This is a genomic window from Massilia eburnea (genome assembly GCF_009720745.1).
In the GTDB taxonomy this organism is placed as follows: domain Bacteria; phylum Pseudomonadota; class Gammaproteobacteria; order Burkholderiales; family Burkholderiaceae_D; genus Rugamonas; species Rugamonas eburnea.
Genome location: NZ_WNKX01000050.1, coordinates 1 through 17,187, shown reverse-complemented (window position 1 = coordinate 17,187; position 17,187 = coordinate 1). Strand labels below are relative to the sequence as shown.

The window sequence follows — 17,187 nt, the reverse complement described above, 5'->3', positions numbered from 1 at the left end:
GGCGCGGCGCCCGCAGCAGCAGCGCCGGCCGGTTCGCCCGTCACGCCGGCGCCCGGCACGGTAGCCTGGGCATTGCTGCCCGGTTGCGGCGGCACGGAAATCAGCGGCACGTCTGGCGACTGGATCGGCGCTTCCGCAGGCTGGGCAGCCGGCTGCGCGACAACCACCGGCGGCACGACAGCCCCCGGTGCGGAAGCCGGCGCGCCAACGCCCATGCGCGACGGCAGGTTCAGGGAATTCAACAAGCCCATTTGCCAGGCCGCGGCACCGCCGGCCAGCGCCAGCACCGCCACGCCGGCAATGATGGCGCCCATCGGTTTGCCGCTATTCCGTTCAGTCAGGGAAGGGAAACGCGATTCCTGGAACGAAGCTGTCACCTTGGTCGGGCGCACGGTCGCATCCGCGTGGCCGACGGCGCCCTCCACCTCCACCATGGCCACCAGCGGCGCCGGATCCAGGCGCACCGCCTTGGCATAGGCACGGATGAAGCCGCGCGTAACGGCGCGGTTGGGCAGCGCGTCGAAATCACCGCGCTCGATGGCGAGCACCTGGCGCGACGCCAGTTTCAGCTGGTCTGCAATCTGCTCAACCGACAGCCCCATGGCTTCGCGTGCCGCCGCCAATGCCACCCCGGGCGCGGTAGCATGCTGCTGGCTGCTCGGCTTGTCCTGCTCGGAATCCATTCTTTCCCCGTTCTCACTCATCAAACGCCCCACGTTGATACGCAGCGTACTCCGGCGAATCGGCATGATGGCGCCGCAACTGGGTCACAAACCCCTGCTCCATGCCTTCGTCACCCATCTTGTGCTGTACCTTGATCGACAGCCACAGCACGTCGGCAGGCAGGCTATCCAGCTTCGCCATCTTATGCAGCTGCGTGATGAAGAAGCTGGCGCGCGGATAATCGCGCCGCGCATAGTACACCTTCGCCAGGCCGATATTCGTTTCCGGCACGTCCGGCGACAGCTTCAGCGCCTGCAGCAGGTAACGCTCGGCCAGCTCGTTGTTCTTATCCTTCAGCGCGCAGTTGCCCGCGTTGTTCAAGGCGCCTGCCGGCGACCGGTAATTCGGGTTGGCCAGCGCGGCATCGAAGTGCTTGAACGATTCCTTGATGCGGCCATTCTGGCACAGGTAGGAACCGTAATTATTGTTCAGGTCCGGATCGTTCGGCGCCAGCTTCAGGGCTTGCAGGAAGTTGTCGTTCGCCAGTTCCTTCTCGTTCATCCGCATGTAGATGATGGCGCGCAGGCTGTAGCCGTTGGCGTTTTGCGGATCGGCGGCAATCGCTTTCTTCACTTCGTCGAGCGCCACCGGATAGTTGGCCTGCTCGAAGTAGCCGATCGCCAGCTGCATGCGGATATCGGCGCGCTTTTGCGCGGACGTCTGGTCGGAAGCGGTCTTCAGCTCTTCTTTGCCACTGGGGCCTTGCCCGGAACTCGCGCAGCCCGCTAAAAAGCCGGCCAGCGCGACCGCGGCCAGGCACTTGAAGCGGCGCTGGGCGAAATCGGTCATCAGGAACGAATCTCCACGATCTTGCCGAAATCGGCGCCGTACTTCTTTTGATACTCGGTCATCTTCTCCATCCGTTCAGCCACGCGGGTGCGGTCTTTCACTTCGCCCGCCAGCTGGCCACAGGCCGCGTCGATATCATCGCCGCGGGTCTTACGGATGGTGGTTACGATGCCCGCATTCATCAGAATTTCAGCGAAAGCCTTGATGCGCGGGTTCTTGGAGCGCAGCAGGCCCGATTCCGGGAAGGGGTTGAAAGGAATAAGGTTGAACTTGCAGTTGACGCCAACCACCGGGTCGTTCACCAGCGCGATCAGCTCGCGCGCGTGCTCGTCCGAGTCGTTGTAATTATCGAGCATGCAGTACTCGAATGTGATGAAGTCGCGCGGTGCGAACTCCAGGTAGCGCTTGCACGCTGCCAGCAGTTCCTTCAGCGGGTACTTCTTGTTCAGCGGGACCAGCTCGTCGCGCAGCTTGTCGTTGGAGGCGTGCAGCGACACCGCCAGCGCCACCGGCACGTCTTGCGACAGCTTGTCGATCATCGGCACCACGCCCGAGGTGGACAGGGTCACGCGACGGCGCGACAGGCCGTAGGCGTTATCGTCCAGCATCAGCTTGAGCGCGGTGGCGGTTGGTCCGTAGTTCAGCAGAGGTTCGCCCATGCCCATCATCACCACGTTGGTGATCTGGCGCTCGCCTTTCGGCCCGGGCTCGATGCCTTTGGTCGCGCGCAGCGCGAATTCAGCCATCCACAACTGGCCGATGATTTCGCCCACGGTCAGGTTGCGGTTGAAGCCCTGTTTGCCGGTCGAGCAGAAACGGCAGTTCACGGCGCAGCCAGCCTGGGTCGAGATGCACAGCGTGCCGCGGTTTTCTTCCGGGATGAACACGGTTTCCACGGCATTGCCATTGCCAACGTCCACCAGCCATTTGCGGGTGCCGTCGGCGGAAGTATGGTCGCTGATGACAGCCGGCGCCACGATGTGGGCGCGCGTCTTCAGCTTCTCGCGCAAGGATTTGGCGAGGTCGGTCATGCTGTCAAAGTCGGACGCACCGAATTGGTGGATCCAGCGCTGCAGCTGTTTGGCACGGAAAGGCTTCTCCCCCAGCTCGGCGCAGTAGGCGACTAGTTGTTCCGGATCGAAATCCAGCAGGTTGGTGAGGGATGTTTCCATGCTTTTTTACTCAATTTCAAAAACGGCTTTGCCCCGGACCGAGGGACCGAGGCAAAAGCGCAATACTACTTTACTTCAATACTACCGTTAGGGGAAATTAACGGGAGTAAACGTTCAGTGCTGGGAAGAAGTAGGCGATTTCCACAGCAGCGGTTTCAGCAGCGTCGGAGCCGTGAACAGCGTTAGCGTCGATGGAGTCAGCGAAATCAGCACGGATGGTGCCCTTTTCGGCCTTCTTCGGGTCGGTAGCGCCCATCAGGTCACGGTTTTTCAGGATGGCGCCTTCGCCTTCCAGAACCTGGATCATCACAGGACCGGAAATCATGAAGTCAACCAGGTCCTTGAAGAAAGGACGTGCAGCGTGCACAGCGTAGAAGCCTTCGGCTTCAGCGCGGGACAGCTGGGTCATGCGGGCAGCGATCACTTTCAGGCCTGCGCCTTCGAAACGGCTGTAGATCTGGCCGATCACGTTCTTGGCTACTGCGTCTGGTTTGATGATCGACAGGGTGCGTTCGATTGCCATTATGAAAAACTCCAATAAAAAGAAAGGTTTAAAACAAGAAATTAGATTCCCGATCAACCCTAGATTTTAACATAGTTCACTCTATATGCCCATGGAAACGCGCCTATGGGATTCCCTTACGGAATTTTAAGCCATTCCTAAGGCAGAAAGTTCCCAGCCAGTCATCGTCATGCTATGCTTTTTAGTAAAGGAGGCATTTAAATATGCAAAACGTACATCATTTCGGTAGTGCAGTCGCGACCGATAACGCACTGATCCGCAACCGCGTGCTGCGCAACACATACTGGCTGCTGGCCCTGTCGATGATCCCGACCGTCCTGGGCGCCGCAATCGGCGTCATGTTCGGCGTGCCGATCCCGCGCGGCTTCCTGGGCGCCCTGCTGTTCATGGGTATCGCTTTCGGCTTCTTCTACGCCATTGAAAAGAACAAGGACTCCGGCCTGGGCGTCGCCCTGCTGCTGGGCTTCACCTTCTTCATGGGCCTGATGCTGACACCGCTGCTGCAGCGCACCCTGGGCTTCGCCAACGGCGGCACGCTGATCATGACCGCGTTCGGCGGCACCGGCGCTATCTTCGCCTCGCTGGCCGCCTATGCCACCGTGACCAAGCGCGATTTCTCGATGATGGGCAAGTGGCTGTTTGCTGCCGTGATCATCCTGGTGCTGGCGTCGATTGCCAATGTCTTCCTGGGCATGAGCGCGCTCTCGATCGTGATCTCGGTGCTGGTGATTGCAGTGTTCTCGGCCTACATCCTGTTCGACGTGCAACAGATCGTCAACGGCGGCGAGACCAACTACATCTCCGCCACCCTGGCCCTCTACCTCGACGTATACAACATCTTCACCGCCCTGTTGAACTTGCTGGGCCTGGCCGGCGACCGCGAATAAGCACCGCCTACTCCCCGAAAAGCCGGCACCCGCCGGCTTTTTTATTCCCGCACACCTTTGCGCCGCCTCAATCGCAGGCCGCACGATTGGCGAACAATCATGGTATCGCCACCCGCCGGAGCCTATCATGGAAGCGGATTCCCCCGACCACGAAAAACGCTTTCGCGAACTGGAGCGGAAAGTGCCTGACCTCGCCTGCGAAATGAAATTATTGGGTGCAGAACTGCGCACCGCGATTGCGACCGCTATCGCGGAGTCCGAAACCCGAATGCGCGCGTATGTCGATAGCCGCCTGGCAGAACTCGAACAACGCTTGACCGCCCGTATCGTAGCGCTCGAAAAGGGCCAACACTGGATCATGGGCCTGTTGATTTCGCTTCTGATAGCGGTGATTGGCGGCATGGCGGGCGTCATCGGCGTCCTGACCCAAATCCTTGAGAAGCTGGCTTAATCGTATAAACTGGCGATTCTTGCAACTCATTCATTGAAAACATGCGTCGCAAACTGATCGCCCTGATGTTCTGCCTGGCTGGCGCCGCCCATGCGGCCGACGCCCCGACTCCCCTCAACGAAGACATGGCGGCCTTTTTCTCCGGCCACTGGACTGGCGCCGGCGCCTTTGGCAATGGCAAGAAAATTGAAGCCGACGTCGACTTCCAGCGCGAACTGGACAGCCAAATGCTGCTCTACCGCCATACCGACAAGGCACCCAATAGCTACAAGGCGCTGGGCACCTGGGGCGTCGACAAGGCCTCCGGCAAACTGGTAATGCATGTCAGCGACAACTTCGGCGGCGCGCGCCGCTTCGAAAGCGAAGGGTGGATGGCCGGCATCGTTGAATTCAACAAGGTCGGTGTGCCCGTCGCCGCCGGCAATCGGCAGGAGCGCTTCACGTTCTGGCGCAAATCGCCGAACAGCTTCCGCATGAATTACGAGTGGAGCGCCGACGGCGCCAAATGGGTCCTGGGCGACTTTATCGATTTCGAGCGCAAGCAGCCATGATAAAACTCGCCATCCTCTTGACCGCGCTATGCGGCGCTGCGCAAGCGGCTACCATCACCTCCGCCGAAATGCCCCGTCCCGAGGGGCCGCGCCACTACCTGATGGCCACGCCGGTGCAGGCGGCCACCGGCAAGCGCCCGCTGGTGATCGTGCTGCACGGCCATACCGGTTCCGCCAACCTGGTGTTCGGCAAGGAGCGCCTGAACGATCCGATGCAGCAATGGCTGGAAATCGCGGACCGGGAACAGCTGCTGGTGATCGCCCCGGATGGCATGAAGGGCAGCGACGGCAAGCGCGGCTGGAACGATTGCCGCTCCGACGCCAGCACCAATCCCAAAAGCGACGATGTAAGCTTGATCGGCGCCCTGATCGATAAGGCAGTCGCCGAGAACAACGCCGATCCCGACCGCGTGTACGTGATCGGCATGTCCAACGGCGGCATCATGACCTTCCGCCTCGGCGTGGAACTGGCCCCGCGCCTGGCCGCCATCGCCACCATTGCGGCGCTGGCGCCTGCCAGGAGCTTGTGCCCTGCCCCGACGCATCCGCTGCCGCTCCTGATGGTGCATGGCACGGCCGACAAGATCGTGCCTTATGCGGGCGGCGAGGTAGGCCACATCATGCTCAAGGGACGCGGCACAACCTTGGGCGCTGAGCAGACGCTCGCCCTGTGGCGCAAGCCGCTGCACCTGCCCGATGCCGCTACAAAAGAGGAGGATCTGCCGCACCAGCGCGAATCGGGCGACACCTCGGTACGCCATGTCGTGTGGGGCCAGGACCAGCTGGAATTCTATAAGGTCGAACGCGGCGGCCACAGCGAGCCAAGCATCCATCACCGCATGGGCTGGATTGCAGGCGCCTTGCTGGGCGCGCAAAATGCCGACTTTGAATTGGCGGAAGAAGCATGGCGCTTCTTCCGTGACAAGCGCCGCCAGTAAGGGGCTTAGACGAGGTCGAACACCGCCATCGACTCGACGTGGGAGGTGTGCGGGAACATATTCATTACGCCAGCTTGCGACAAGCGGTAGCCGGCACGGTGCACCAGCACGCCCGCATCGCGCGCCAGCGTCGACGGCGAGCAGGAGACGTACACGATACGCTTCGGCAGCATGTCCGGATTGCTTTCTTTCAGTTCGGCCAGCGCCAGCGACAGGGCCATCGCACCATCGCGCGGCGGGTCGATCAGCATGCGGTCGAATTTGCCGAGGGCGATCAGGTCGTCCTTGGTGATCTCGAACAGGTTACGGCACTGGAAGGTGGTGTGGCCGTCGACGCCGTTCACCTTGGCGTTGGAGAGCGCACGCTCGGTCAGCGCGGTCGAACCTTCAATGCCCACCACTTCGCGCGCCATGGTCGCCAGCGGCAGCGTGAAGTTGCCCAGGCCGCAGAACAGGTCGGCCACGCGCTCGTCCTTCTGCACGTCCAGCAGGCGCAGCGCCTTGTGTACCAGCACGCGGTTGATGTGGTGGTTCACCTGGGTGAAGTCGGTCGGCTTGAACGGCATCTTGATGCCGAATTCCGGCAGCGTGTAATACAGTTCCTTGCCGGCCGGGTAGAACGGGTAGGCGGTGTCCGGGCCTTTGGGCTGCAGCCACCACTGGATCTTGTACTGGTCAGCGAAGGCCTTCAGCTTGTCTTCGTCGCCCTCGCCCAGCGGCACCATATTGCGCATCACCAGCACGGTGTTGTCCTCGCCCACGGCCAGTTCGATCTGCGGCACTTTGTCGAAGATGGTCAGCGAGTGGATCAGGGCGCGCAGCGGCATCATCATGTCCGACACGTGCTTCGGCAGTATCTGGCAGCTCTGGATGTCGGCCACGAAGACCGATTTCTTTTCGTGGAAACCAACCAGCACCGTGCCTTTCTTGGCCACGTAGCGCGAGGACAGGCGCGCGCGGTAACGATAGCCCCAGGTCGGGCCGAACATCGGGCGCATCATGGTGTCGGACTTGACCTTGGACAGGTGCCACAGGTTGTCTTCCAGGACGCGCTGCTTGATCGCTACCTGGGCCGACGCTTCCAGGTGCTGCATGGAGCAGCCGCCGCAGATGTCGAAGTGCTCGCATTTCGGCTTGACGCGCATCGCCGATTCCTTGTGCAGGGCGGTCATGCGGCCCTGCTCCCAGTTCTTCTTCTTGCGCAGCAGCTCGAAGCTGACTTTTTCACCCGGCAGCGCGCCTTCGATGAAGACGACTTTGCCCGGCGAGCCGTCTTCGTTCTCGATGTGGCCAACGCCACGGGCATCCATGTCCAGGGATTTGATTTCGACGATGTTGTCTTGCATAGCGATTAAGGTTGCAGCTGGGGCGGGGAGCGCCCAAAGCCCGCTATGATAGCAAAACCCGGGAATTCTGGGTCAGACCCGAGGGTCTGACCCTGTCTGCGCCGCCGGCAGCGGTGGGGTCTGACCCTTGGGTCTGACCCAGGTTTACCGGGTTTAAAGGAGAGAATCGCGCACTACGCCGCGCGCAGCCATCGCCCGCTTCAGCTTGACCAGCGCCTCCTGCTGTATCTGGCGCACCCGCTCCCGCGTCACGCCCATCTCTTCGGCCAGCGTCTCGAGGGTAGCCGGATCATCATTATCCAGCCCAAAGCGCCGCATGATGACGATGCGCTGCTTATCGGGCAGCTTGGTCAGCCAATCCCGCACCAGGACCGTCATCTCATGATGCTCCGCCCGCGCGTCCGGTGAATCCTCAGAATCCCCCGGCAGCATATCCATCAGCGAAGACTGCGGGTCATTATCCAGCGGCGCATCCAGCGAGGTGGCATGCTCGGACAAGGCCAGGATATCCTGCACCTCCTCCACCGGCCGGCCCACCAGGTCGGCGATATCCTCCGCCGTGGCATCCTTGCCGTTGTGATGCTGCGCCTCCAGGTGATATTTCCCGCGCAGGATCTGGTTCAATTCGCGCACCATATGCACCGGCAGGCGCACCGTGCGCGCCTGGTTCATGATGGCGCGTTCGATGCTCTGGCGGATCCACCACGTGGCATAGGTAGAGAAGCGGAAGCCGCGCTCCGGCTCGAACTTGTCGATGGCGCGCATCAAGCCGATATTGCCCTCTTCGATCATGTCGAGCAGGACCACGCCGCGGTTGATGTAATGCTTGGCGATCGACACCACCAGCCGCAAGTTATGCTCGATCATGGTCTGGCGGGCGGCGAAATCGCCCTGCTTGGCCAGGGTGGCGAAATGGACTTCCTGCGGCGCCGTCAGCAAGGGACGGGTGCCGATCTGGTTCAGGTAGTGCTGGGTGGTGTCGGTGGAGAGTTCCGCCGCCAGGACTTTTTTCAGCTCGTCGACGGTTTCCAGGACGGCGCTGCCTTCGACCGCAACCTCGCCGTCCGGTTCCATGGAATCGATCGCTACTTCATCGATCGGCTCGTCCGGGAATTCCTCAGGAATCGAGTCGTCTTCCAGTTGGTCATTCGGCGAGCGTGTCATGGGTGTATCTAGCGGTTAGGCAGGAATTTCGATGGATCCACCGGCTTGCCCTGCTGCCTTATTTCAAAGTGCAGCTTGACCGTGTCGGTATCGGAGTCCCCCATTTCAGCAATTGCCTGCCCCCTGCGCACCTCCTGGCCCTCCTTCACGAGGATGGCCCGGTTGTGGGCATAGGCCGACAACAGGCTGTTACTGTGCTTCACAATGACGAGATTACCATATCCGCGGATGCCGCTACCGGCATACATCACTTTTCCTCGTTCCGCAGCCAACACTTGTTGTCCGGCGCGGCCGGCGATGTCGATGCCCTTGTTCTTGCCTTCGTCGAACTGGGCCACCACGCGGCCGTCGGAAGGCCAGGTCCACGACAGGTCGCGGTCTTCCGCGCTCATGGAGGCAGCGGGCGACGGCGCTGGCGCCGGAGCCGGCGAAGGCGCCAGGCTGGCCACCAGCGCTGGTTTTTCGGCGCGGTCGTCGGATTTCTGCATTTCCGCCACGGCCGACTCGGAATACGGACGCTTTTCCCCTTTCGGCACGGATTTGCGCGGCGGTGGCGGAGTCTTCTCGATCTGCGGCGGGGTTGGCACGGCGGTAATCTGCACGCCTTCCGGCGGCGACAGGCGCAGTACCTGGTCGACCTTGATGTCGTCCGGATTCGCGATATTGTTCCAGGCCGCCAGTTCGCGGTAATTCAAGCCGCGGTCAAACGCGATGCGGATCAGGGTGTCGCCCTTGTGGACGGTGTAATAGCCTTCCTTGTCCTTTGTCTCCTCCACAGGAGCAGCCTTCACCGGCGCAGCCGGTTGCGGTACCGAACGGTCTTCAACAGGGGCCTGGGTCGGCACGGACGGACATCCGGTCAGCAGGACCATCGAGGCCGCGATGAGCAAAAGGGAATATTTCTTCGTCATTCTATAAAGTCTGTGTGTTAAATGGTGCCAGGGCGCAGCGGCACGAAGTGGCAGTCTTCCAGCGTCTGGCGCACCCATTCGTTCTTGCTGACACGCGTCACCAGTTCGAGATGCTGGGTGCGGGCCCCGACCGGGGCGACCAGGCGGCCGCCGATATTCAGTTGATCAAGCAAAGCCTGGGGTACTTCCAGGCCAGCGGCGGCAAGGATGATGCCATCGAAAGGCGCCGCCTGCGGCAAGCCTAGCATACCATCTCCGTAGTGCAAACGGAGGTTCGGCACCCGCAACGGGCGCAAATTGGTTTTGGCCAGTTCGTGCAGAGGCTTGATGCGCTCGATCGAATATACCTCTTTCGCCACGCAGGCCAGCACCGCCGCCTGATAGCCGCAGCCGGTGCCGATTTCCAGCACGCGGTGCAGGTCCTGCCCGGCGCGCATCACCTCGATCATGCGCGCCACGATATACGGCTGCGAAATGGTCTGGTGGTGGCCGATCGGCAGCGAAGCGTCGATATACGCCTGCGGCGCCAGGCCTTCGTCCATGAACAGGTGGCGCGGCACGGTGTCCAGCGCGCCCAGCACCACCGGGTCGCTTACGCCCTGCTTGGCCACGCGCTGCACCATGGCGCGGCGCACGCCGTCCGACACCAGCGCGTGTGCGCGCGGCGGATTGACGGGCGCCAGCTGGACCTGGGCCCGCTCCTGCGCATAGGAATGGGCGCGCGACGGCGATGCCACCGGCTGCGGCGGACGCCAGCCGCCCGGTGTGGCAGCAGCCGTGCGGGCGGCGTTCTGGGTCGCCGTTTGTGGCGTGGCCACGCTGTTGTAGACCGGCTTTTTCGTCGGGCTCTTGTCGGTAATCGAAGACAGGGGCAGCGGGAAAGTGCGGGTCTTGTCGCTCATGCGATGGCCTTTGCCAGGGAATCGAGTTGTTGGCGATGGGTCAGGTCGATCTGCAAGGGCGTCAGCGACACGCAGCCGTTGGCGACGGCGTGGAAGTCGGTGCCTTCGCCCGCGTCCTTGCCTGCGCCCGGCGGGCCAATCCAGTAGATTTCGCGGCCGCGCGGGTCGAGCGCCTTGACCACGGGTTCAGCCTGGTGACGGCGGCCCAGCCGGGTCGGGGTCAACGGGCCCAGTTGTTCGTACGGCAGCGCCGGGATGTTCACGTTCAGCAGGTAGGGCCGCTCCAGCAGCTCCAGGTAGCGCTCGACCAGCTCGCGCGCCACGCGGGCGGCAGCGTCGATGTTGGTCCAGCCATAGGAACCTTGCGAAAAGGCAATTGCCGGCACGCCGAACAGGTAGCCTTCGGTCGCGGCGGCGACGGTACCGGAATACAGGGTATCGTCCCCCATGTTCGGGCCGTTGTTGATGCCCGATACCACCAGGTCCGGCACGTGGTCCAGCAGGCCGGTCAGCGCGATGTGGACGCAGTCGGTCGGCGTACCATTAACAAAATAGAAACCATTTGCCGCCTGATGTACCGACAAGGGACGGTCCAGCGTGAGCGAATTGGAGGCGCCGGAGCGGTTGCTGTCTGGCGCCACAACCACGATATCGGCGATAGGCTGCAGGGCTTCCGCCAGCGCATTGATGCCAGGCGCCAGGTAGCCGTCGTCGTTACTGATAAGGATTCTCATACAGGGAATTTTACCTGAAGCAACGATGGAAAAAAGGGGACGTACCCCTTTTTCCGCTTCGCGGCAAAAAGGGGTACGTCCCCTTTTTTTAACTTGACAAATTTATATCACTGCCGGCATCCGCCAGTAGCCGGCGCGCTGCTGCTCCAAGGGGAAGGCGTGGTGGTTGTTCAGTGCGGCCGATACGGCCGAGGGCAGGCGTTGCCAGGGACAAAGCCCCTCGCGGAACCATTGCATAAAGGCATCATAGCCCGGCTGCAGTGCAACTGCCGGCAGCGATTCGCCATAGGCCAGGCTGGCGCAATGCGGCAACTGCACGGCGTTGAAATATGCTTCCAGCGACAGCCAGGGCAAGCCATACGCCTCGGCCAGCATGTCTTCGAACAGGGGCTGGTAGCCGCCCTGCCCGCGCCGCCATAGCTCACTTTGCGCCAGGTCCGACCGGTCGATGCGCGAGGGCAGCGGATAAACCAGCAACTGGCGCTGCTCGTCCTCATGGCAGCTGCGGTAGCCGGTGGCGCGCGCCACCAGGTCCTGCAGGCCATCCAGGTTCTGCCGGTTGGGTGTGAACACCAATACCAGCCGCGTCGGCAGCAGCGTGGTGCAGATGGCGGCGCAGTCGGCCCGCCCGCTGCGGGCATCGATCAGCACGTGGCCGAAATGGCGCGCCAGGCGGGCGGCAAGGGTGCGGAACAGCGCGGGGCAAGCGTCGAACAGGCCTTGCCAATCCATCATCGCCGCGCGTTCCGCATGGCTGCCATCGCACCGCCCAGCGCGCAGCAGCCAGAGTGGCCGGTCTTCGCATGCCTTCACCAGGTATTGCTCCCAGCGCACGGCGTCGAGCACCGCCTCGGCCAGCGCCTGCTCGCTGGCGTAGCGGCCGGCGCGCTCCTGCAACTGGTCGCGGCAGGCTTCGAACAGGTCCAGCACGCCGGGAGCTTCGGGCGCGGCGGGAAAGTAATAGTGCAGGCCGGGCGCCTCCAGGTCCCAATCCACCAGCAGTACCGGCGCCGCGCGGCGCTGCGCCAGCAAATGCCCCAGGTTGGCCAGCGCCATGGTGCGGCCCACGCCGCCCTTGTAGGAATAGAAGGTGGTGACTTCGCCCGCTGCGGGCAGCAGCGGCAGGTGCAGGCGTAGGTGTTCCATGGCGCTCTTTCAGTGTTTTTTCTAACGGGGGAATTGCGGCGGCGCCGGCGGGCGCCATTCCGGCGGGGGCGGCGGCAGCACGAAATTCCTGCAATCGTGGTCGGCCGGCATGCTCGCTTTCAGGCAGTGGTAGTGCATCGTGATGCGGTCCACGATGCGCCGGATATCGGGCAGGTAATCGGGATTGGTCTTCAGCTCCCCCGTCGCCAGGGTGTAACGCGAAAAGTCCACATACATGCCCGGTTCGCTGATCTGGCGCGGCAGGCTCAGTGGGTGGCGGGTCATGATCACGGGGATGATCAAATGGCTTGGCAGCTCGTACCAGCCGCTGCGCTCGGCCTCGATCATCTGCATGGCGGCGAATTCGCGCCGGGTATATGGGTGGGCTTCGTACTTGGGCGTATAGATCACGATCATCGACACGCTCTGGCACATGGCCAGGGCGAGCCGGCGGTCGATGTCGTCGCCGCCACCCAGTTGCTCGCTGTCGACAAAGAGTTCGGTCTCGTTGTCGAAGTGGGGCTCAAGATAGCACTTCAGGGCATCAACCAGGTCGTCCTTGAAATGGCTCATATATGCGTGCTGGCCATGCGCGTAACTGAAAAAGCAGCCGTACCGGATACTCATGGCAATCGCCTCCCCTGCCAGCCAAATGTATTCCCCTGCGGCGCGCTAGACTTTGTGCCGGCGCAAAGTGTTCTCGGGCATAATCGCACGATCGTTCGATAAAATAATGGAGACTATATGAAGGCTATCGTTTGCAAGGAATGGGGCTTGCCCGACTCGCTCGTGCTGGAAGATCTGCCGGACCTGCAGCCCGGCCCGGGCCAGGTAGTTCTGCAGGTGAAGGCGGCCGCCGTCAATTTCCCCGATGTCCTGATCATCCAGGGCAAATACCAGTACAAGCCTGCCCTGCCCTTCACGCCTGGCAATGAGGTCTCCGGCGTGGTGCTGTCGGTGGGCGAAGGCGTGCAGGGCTACAAACCGGGCGACAAGGTGATCGCCTTCTCCGCCCACGGCGGTTTTGCGGAGCAGCTGCTGGCGCCTGCCGCCGCGCTGATGCCTATGCCGCCAGGGATGGATTTCGACACCGCCGCCGCCATCACCCTCACCTACGGCACCTCGCACCACGCGGTGGTCGACCGCGCGCAGCTGAAGGCCGGCGAGACCATGCTGGTCCTGGGCGCTGCCGGCGGCGTTGGCCTGGCCGCCATCGAAATCGGCAAGGCGCTCGGTGCGCGCGTGATCGCAGCCGCCTCCAGCGAAGAAAAGCTCGCGGTGTGCAAACAGCACGGCGCCGATGTCCTGATCAACTACAGCAGCGGCGACCTGCGCGAGGCGATCAAGGCCGCCACCGACGGCAAAGGCCCGGACGTGATTTACGATCCAGTGGGCGGCGAATACGCAGAACCGGCCTTCCGCTCGATTGGCTGGCGCGGGCGTTACCTGGTAGTCGGCTTCGCCAACGGCGAAATCCCCAAGCTGCCGCTGAACCTCACGCTGCTCAAAGGCGCCTCGCTGGTGGGCGTTTTCTGGGGCGAATTCGTCAAGCGCGAGCCGAAGGCCAACCTGGCCGGCATGATGCAGCTACTGGGCTGGCTGGGCGAAGGCAAGATCCGCCCGCACATCTCGGCGCGCTATGCACTGGCGGACACACCCCAGGCCCTGAACGCGATGGCGGCGCGCAAGGTGACGGGCAAGGTGATCATCAAGCCCTGACAGGGCTACTTTTACTTCGCGCCGCGCAATTGCTCAAGCGCTGCCGACAAGGGGATCGGCTTCCCCTTCGGCAGTGTCGTGAGCAATGTATCTCGCTTGAATACGCGCCAGCCCTGTACATCAATATCCAAAGGCACGTTCTGAATCCGGCTTGTATAGCGCCACAATCCTTGCAGCTCTGCCCCAGGGCCGAACTGCACCGAATACTCGACATCCAGACCCTGCCTGCGCATCCAGCCTTTCAGCCCGGCAGACTGCTCCAGATCCAACTTGTCTGCCAGCCGTCCTGCCAAGTCCAGCGCCTGGACGGTCACCTCGTCCTCCAGCGCACATGGTCCGGCCAGATTTGGGTCCGTCCCGAACGGTACGTCAACCGCCATGGAGATCTCCGCGAAACCAGATGGCTTGTCGTGTTCTGGCGCTGAGAGAAAACTGATGCTGCCGTCATCACCTTTCCCTGCCAGGGTAATCATAGCGGCCTTGGCGCCAGAAACGTCCACGTGCAAGGCGGTGGCATCCGCAAACTTTTCAACCACCACATGCGCTCCTTCTCCTTGCTGGATGGTGATCCGCTCGGCGAACGTACCTTCCTCCCAGCGGAGGTTAACGGGACAGTCTGTGGCCTGGGCGGCAGGGAGAACAGCCAAGAGCATCAACATGCAAATCATGCGCATGGTGTCGCGAGCTTTTTATTTAAGAAGAATGCAATGTAGGCGATGAGGCCATTTGCTGCAAGCATGACCGCCATGTGCACACCCATCGTGCCCAAAACAAGCAGCGCCGGTCCCATTGCACCGCGCCCGCAGACCGTCATCAACGCCGGCATCAGCATGAAGCCTGCGCCATGGGCTGTGGACATGATGAAGGTCCATAACGCCATGCCGGCCTGCCCCGCTATTGCGTGCCCCATGCGCCAGCGGCAGGCCAGTGCGGCGATCAGCAGTACGCCAGCCCCCCACTGCAGCGCCGGGCGATCGACGGGCAGCCTGAATGCAACTGCTGCCGCCACTGTCGCCATCGAAGCCATATGGCCGCAGGCGATCGCTGACACGGCCCGCCAAGGCCGGAAGCTGGACATGGCATCCCCGCTTCAGCTGTTGGAACAGCAGGACGCGCCCGGCGCCTGCTCGTAGCGGTCGTGGTGCTTCACCCAGGCCATGGTGTAGGGCAGCTCATCTTCATTGCGCCCCATCGGGGTAATGTCGAGGAAGCGATAGGTATGCATCATCATTTCCACGCCGCGGCCAAAGGTCGAATAGGTGTGGTAGACGGTACCGCATTCGCCCTTGTAGAACACGCTGATGCCCGGCGCGTCTTCCAGCGGGAAGGCCTGTTCCTTGAAGTTGTAATTGACTTCGCCCTGCGCCAGGTCTTCCTGCGTAAAACTGACGTGGAAGTCGTAATTGAAATCGCTGTCGCCGGACGAGACCCATTTGAACTTCCAGTCCAATTCCTTGCGCATCTTCTCCAGGCTGGCCAATGGTGCGCGCGACACCACCACAAAGCTCACGTCACGCTGGGCCAGGTGCGGCAAGGCGCCGTCGGTGTGGTCGGCCATGTAGGAACAGTGCGAGCAGCCGCGCTCCTTGCCGGGTGCGAACATGAAATGCTGCACCACCAGCTGGCTGCGGCCCTCGAACAGGTCGGCCAGTGAACGCTTGCCTTGCGGCGTGTCGAACACGTACTGCTTGTCCACGCGCACCCACGGCAAGGCGCGGCGCTCGCGGGCCAACTGGTCCTGCTGGCGCATAAGTTCTTTTTCGCGGGCCAGCAGGTCCAGGCGCTGCGCCAGCCATTGCTCTTGATTGACGATAGCGTTCATGATCACTCTCCCCGTGGACGACGCACTGCACGCACTTTGCCGCTGCCCCCGCCGCCGGCGAAGAACAGGCCGGCGCCATCGGACTCCAAGCCACTGACAAATACGCCCTCCGGCATTTCCAGGCTCTCCAGCACTTCACCAGTTTGGGGATCGATGTGGCGAATGTCGCTTTGCTCGCCCTCCCAGGTGGCGTGCCACAGCTCACCGTCCACCCACGTCACGCCGGTGACGAAGCGGTTCGATTCGATCGAGCGGATGATGTCGCCCGTCTCGGGATTGATTTGATGGATCTTGCGGTCGCGGTACTGGCCCACCCACAGGCTGCCCTCGGCCCAGGCCAGGCCGGAATCGGCGCCGTGGCCGGGTGCAGGAATCGTCTTCACCACCTTGCCGCTGGCAGGGTCGATCTTGTCGATGCGCTCCTCCGCGATCTGGTACAGGTATTTGCCGTCGAAGGTCGTGCCGGCATCGGCCGGCAGTTCGAACGCGCGGGCTTCCTTGCCGCTGGCAGGATCAAAGCCGATCAGCCGGGCTCCGGTGGCGGCCCACACCGTCTTGCCGTCGAAGGTGACGCCGCCAACATTCTTGACGCCTTCAAATGGGCCGTATTCACGCACGATTTCTGCCGTGCGTACCTTGCTTGTATTGCTCTTCATTGTCTAGCTCCTTATGTGGCGCGCCTAGTGTGGCGCCGCAAGTGAACTTTATTCCAACGGCAGTGCAGCAGGGAGTAACAAGATTGTCGTGAATCCGGCCAGCGGCGGCGAAAGCCAGCGCCGTGTGCGGGTGTTGCCGATGGCGCGCACCCGGCCGTCCGCCTCCAGCTCGGCGAGGGCGCGCTGGATAGTGCGCTGGCTGGCGTCGAGCGCCAATGCCAGTGCCGAGGTAGACCAGGCGGCGCCGTCGGACAACAACGCCAGCAGCGAGGCCTGCTCACCCGCAATTGGGGGCTCCAGGATCGCCAGCGGCCGGCCATCGGACGGCCGCAGCGCAAAGCCGTTCGGCGTCGCATCAATGCCTGCCAGGCCCTTGAGCAGTGCGCGCAGGCGGCCAATCTCAACCCGCAGCCGCGCGCGGTGGGTTTCGTCGGGACGGCGGGTGTTGAAGGCCTGTTCGATCAGTATGTCGCGCTCGGCATCGCCGGGCCAGGCTCCTGCCAGCGTGCGCGCCAGCGCGAACAGCACCGGCCTGCGGGCCAAGGAGCGCCAGTTTGCGCCGATGCCCAGGCCACGCCGGCAGGCATCCAGCACCAAAGTATCGGAGGCCAGCAGCGCCGCCACCGCATCGAGCGCCATCGCCTGCCCTTCCCCTGCGCCGTGGCGGCGGGCGGCGGGACGTTCCAGCGCAGCGCAGGCCTCGGCCACTTCCGCCAGCAGCTCCGGCACCCGCGAGCGCGCTGCCGCCGCGTG

General features: G+C 62.7%; 20 protein-coding genes and 1 pseudogene. 5 read left to right on the top strand and 16 right to left on the bottom strand.

Annotation, left to right across the window (positions count from 1 at the left end):
• From GM658_RS28390 to ndk, 4 genes are all read right to left on the bottom strand, one after another.
• Positions 1 to 683, bottom strand: a 683-nt coding sequence (locus GM658_RS28390; RefSeq protein ID WP_170299030.1) for a helix-turn-helix domain-containing protein, incomplete at its 3' end; no start/stop codon positions are given.
• Between the two features lie 13 nt (positions 684 to 696).
• The gene (gene pilW / locus GM658_RS28385; RefSeq protein ID WP_155457474.1) at positions 697 to 1,512 is read right to left on the bottom strand and encodes a type IV pilus biogenesis/stability protein PilW; all 816 of its coding nucleotides are present in this window, start codon (positions 1,510 to 1,512) and stop codon (positions 697 to 699) included.
• Positions 1,512 to 2,684: a dual-specificity RNA methyltransferase RlmN gene (rlmN, locus tag GM658_RS28380; protein WP_155457473.1), complete on the bottom strand. Its 1,173-nt coding sequence runs from the start codon at positions 2,682 to 2,684 to the stop codon at positions 1,512 to 1,514. Before rlmN ends, pilW begins: the two co-directional genes overlap by 1 nt.
• A 97-nt stretch (positions 2,685 to 2,781) precedes the next feature.
• Complete coding sequence (gene ndk, locus GM658_RS28375; RefSeq protein WP_155457472.1) at positions 2,782 to 3,207, bottom strand: nucleoside-diphosphate kinase; 426 nt, start codon at positions 3,205 to 3,207, stop codon at positions 2,782 to 2,784.
• 203 nt (positions 3,208 to 3,410) lie between these two features.
• On the opposite strand from ndk, the gene GM658_RS28370 reads away from it, so the two are divergent.
• The 4 genes from GM658_RS28370 to GM658_RS28355 all read left to right on the top strand — a co-directional run bounded on the left by GM658_RS28370 (position 3,411) and on the right by GM658_RS28355 (position 6,034).
• Entirely contained in the window at positions 3,411 to 4,094 is a 684-nt protein-coding gene (locus tag GM658_RS28370) for a Bax inhibitor-1/YccA family protein (protein ID WP_155457471.1), read from the top strand.
• A gap of 127 nt (positions 4,095 to 4,221) precedes the next feature.
• Positions 4,222 to 4,545, top strand: coding sequence for a hypothetical protein (locus tag GM658_RS28365; RefSeq protein WP_155457470.1), 324 nt, complete (start codon positions 4,222 to 4,224; stop codon positions 4,543 to 4,545).
• A gap of 41 nt (positions 4,546 to 4,586) precedes the next feature.
• Positions 4,587 to 5,096, top strand: a complete 510-nt coding sequence (locus tag GM658_RS28360; protein WP_155457469.1) for a hypothetical protein — start codon at positions 4,587 to 4,589, stop codon at positions 5,094 to 5,096.
• Positions 5,093 to 6,034, top strand: a complete 942-nt coding sequence (locus GM658_RS28355) for a CE1 family esterase (protein WP_155457468.1) — start codon at positions 5,093 to 5,095, stop codon at positions 6,032 to 6,034. Before GM658_RS28360 ends, GM658_RS28355 begins: the two co-directional genes overlap by 4 nt.
• Positions 6,035 to 6,039: 5 nt before the next feature.
• On the opposite strand, the gene rlmD is transcribed toward GM658_RS28355, so the two are convergent.
• The 7 genes from rlmD to GM658_RS28320 all read right to left on the bottom strand — a co-directional run bounded on the left by rlmD (position 6,040) and on the right by GM658_RS28320 (position 12,864).
• A complete protein-coding gene (gene rlmD, locus GM658_RS28350; protein WP_155457467.1) occupies positions 6,040 to 7,380 on the bottom strand; it encodes a 23S rRNA (uracil(1939)-C(5))-methyltransferase RlmD in 1,341 nt (446 codons plus the stop codon).
• Between the two features lie 153 nt (positions 7,381 to 7,533).
• The gene (gene rpoS / locus GM658_RS28345; protein WP_155457466.1) at positions 7,534 to 8,544 is read right to left on the bottom strand and encodes an RNA polymerase sigma factor RpoS; all 1,011 of its coding nucleotides are present in this window, start codon (positions 8,542 to 8,544) and stop codon (positions 7,534 to 7,536) included.
• An 8-nt stretch (positions 8,545 to 8,552) separates the two neighbouring features.
• The gene (locus tag GM658_RS28340) at positions 8,553 to 9,455 is read right to left on the bottom strand and encodes a peptidoglycan DD-metalloendopeptidase family protein (RefSeq protein WP_155457465.1); all 903 of its coding nucleotides are present in this window, start codon (positions 9,453 to 9,455) and stop codon (positions 8,553 to 8,555) included.
• 17 nt (positions 9,456 to 9,472) lie between these two features.
• Positions 9,473 to 10,357, bottom strand: a complete 885-nt coding sequence (locus GM658_RS28335) for a protein-L-isoaspartate(D-aspartate) O-methyltransferase (RefSeq protein WP_155457464.1) — start codon at positions 10,355 to 10,357, stop codon at positions 9,473 to 9,475.
• Entirely contained in the window at positions 10,354 to 11,091 is a 738-nt protein-coding gene (gene surE / locus GM658_RS28330) for a 5'/3'-nucleotidase SurE (RefSeq protein WP_155457463.1), read from the bottom strand. Before surE ends, GM658_RS28335 begins: the two co-directional genes overlap by 4 nt.
• 102 nt (positions 11,092 to 11,193) lie before the next feature.
• Positions 11,194 to 12,237, bottom strand: a complete 1,044-nt coding sequence (locus GM658_RS28325; protein ID WP_155457462.1) for a KGGVGR-motif variant AAA ATPase — start codon at positions 12,235 to 12,237, stop codon at positions 11,194 to 11,196.
• 21 nt (positions 12,238 to 12,258) lie between these two features.
• Entirely contained in the window at positions 12,259 to 12,864 is a 606-nt protein-coding gene (locus GM658_RS28320) for a toll/interleukin-1 receptor domain-containing protein (RefSeq protein WP_155457461.1), read from the bottom strand.
• A gap of 117 nt (positions 12,865 to 12,981) precedes the next feature.
• On the opposite strand from GM658_RS28320, the gene GM658_RS28315 reads away from it, so the two are divergent.
• The gene (locus GM658_RS28315; RefSeq protein ID WP_155457460.1) at positions 12,982 to 13,956 is read left to right on the top strand and encodes an NADPH:quinone oxidoreductase family protein; all 975 of its coding nucleotides are present in this window, start codon (positions 12,982 to 12,984) and stop codon (positions 13,954 to 13,956) included.
• An 11-nt stretch (positions 13,957 to 13,967) separates the two neighbouring features.
• On the opposite strand, the gene GM658_RS28310 is transcribed toward GM658_RS28315, so the two are convergent.
• The 5 genes and pseudogenes from GM658_RS28310 to GM658_RS28985 form a co-directional block, all read right to left on the bottom strand.
• Entirely contained in the window at positions 13,968 to 14,615 is a 648-nt protein-coding gene (locus tag GM658_RS28310) for a hypothetical protein (RefSeq protein WP_155457459.1), read from the bottom strand.
• A 5-nt stretch (positions 14,616 to 14,620) separates the two neighbouring features.
• Positions 14,621 to 15,034, bottom strand: a complete 414-nt coding sequence (locus tag GM658_RS28305; protein ID WP_170299029.1) for a hypothetical protein — start codon at positions 15,032 to 15,034, stop codon at positions 14,621 to 14,623.
• A gap of 12 nt (positions 15,035 to 15,046) precedes the next feature.
• Positions 15,047 to 15,778 (bottom strand): DUF899 domain-containing protein, encoded by a 732-nt coding sequence (locus tag GM658_RS28300; RefSeq protein ID WP_155457457.1) that lies wholly within the window; start codon positions 15,776 to 15,778, stop codon positions 15,047 to 15,049.
• Between the two features lie 2 nt (positions 15,779 to 15,780).
• Positions 15,781 to 16,434: a Vgb family protein gene (locus GM658_RS28295; RefSeq protein ID WP_155457456.1), complete on the bottom strand. Its 654-nt coding sequence runs from the start codon at positions 16,432 to 16,434 to the stop codon at positions 15,781 to 15,783.
• 48 nt (positions 16,435 to 16,482) lie between these two features.
• A pseudogene (locus tag GM658_RS28985) lies at positions 16,483 to 17,187 on the bottom strand (helix-turn-helix domain-containing protein); the annotation flags it as partial.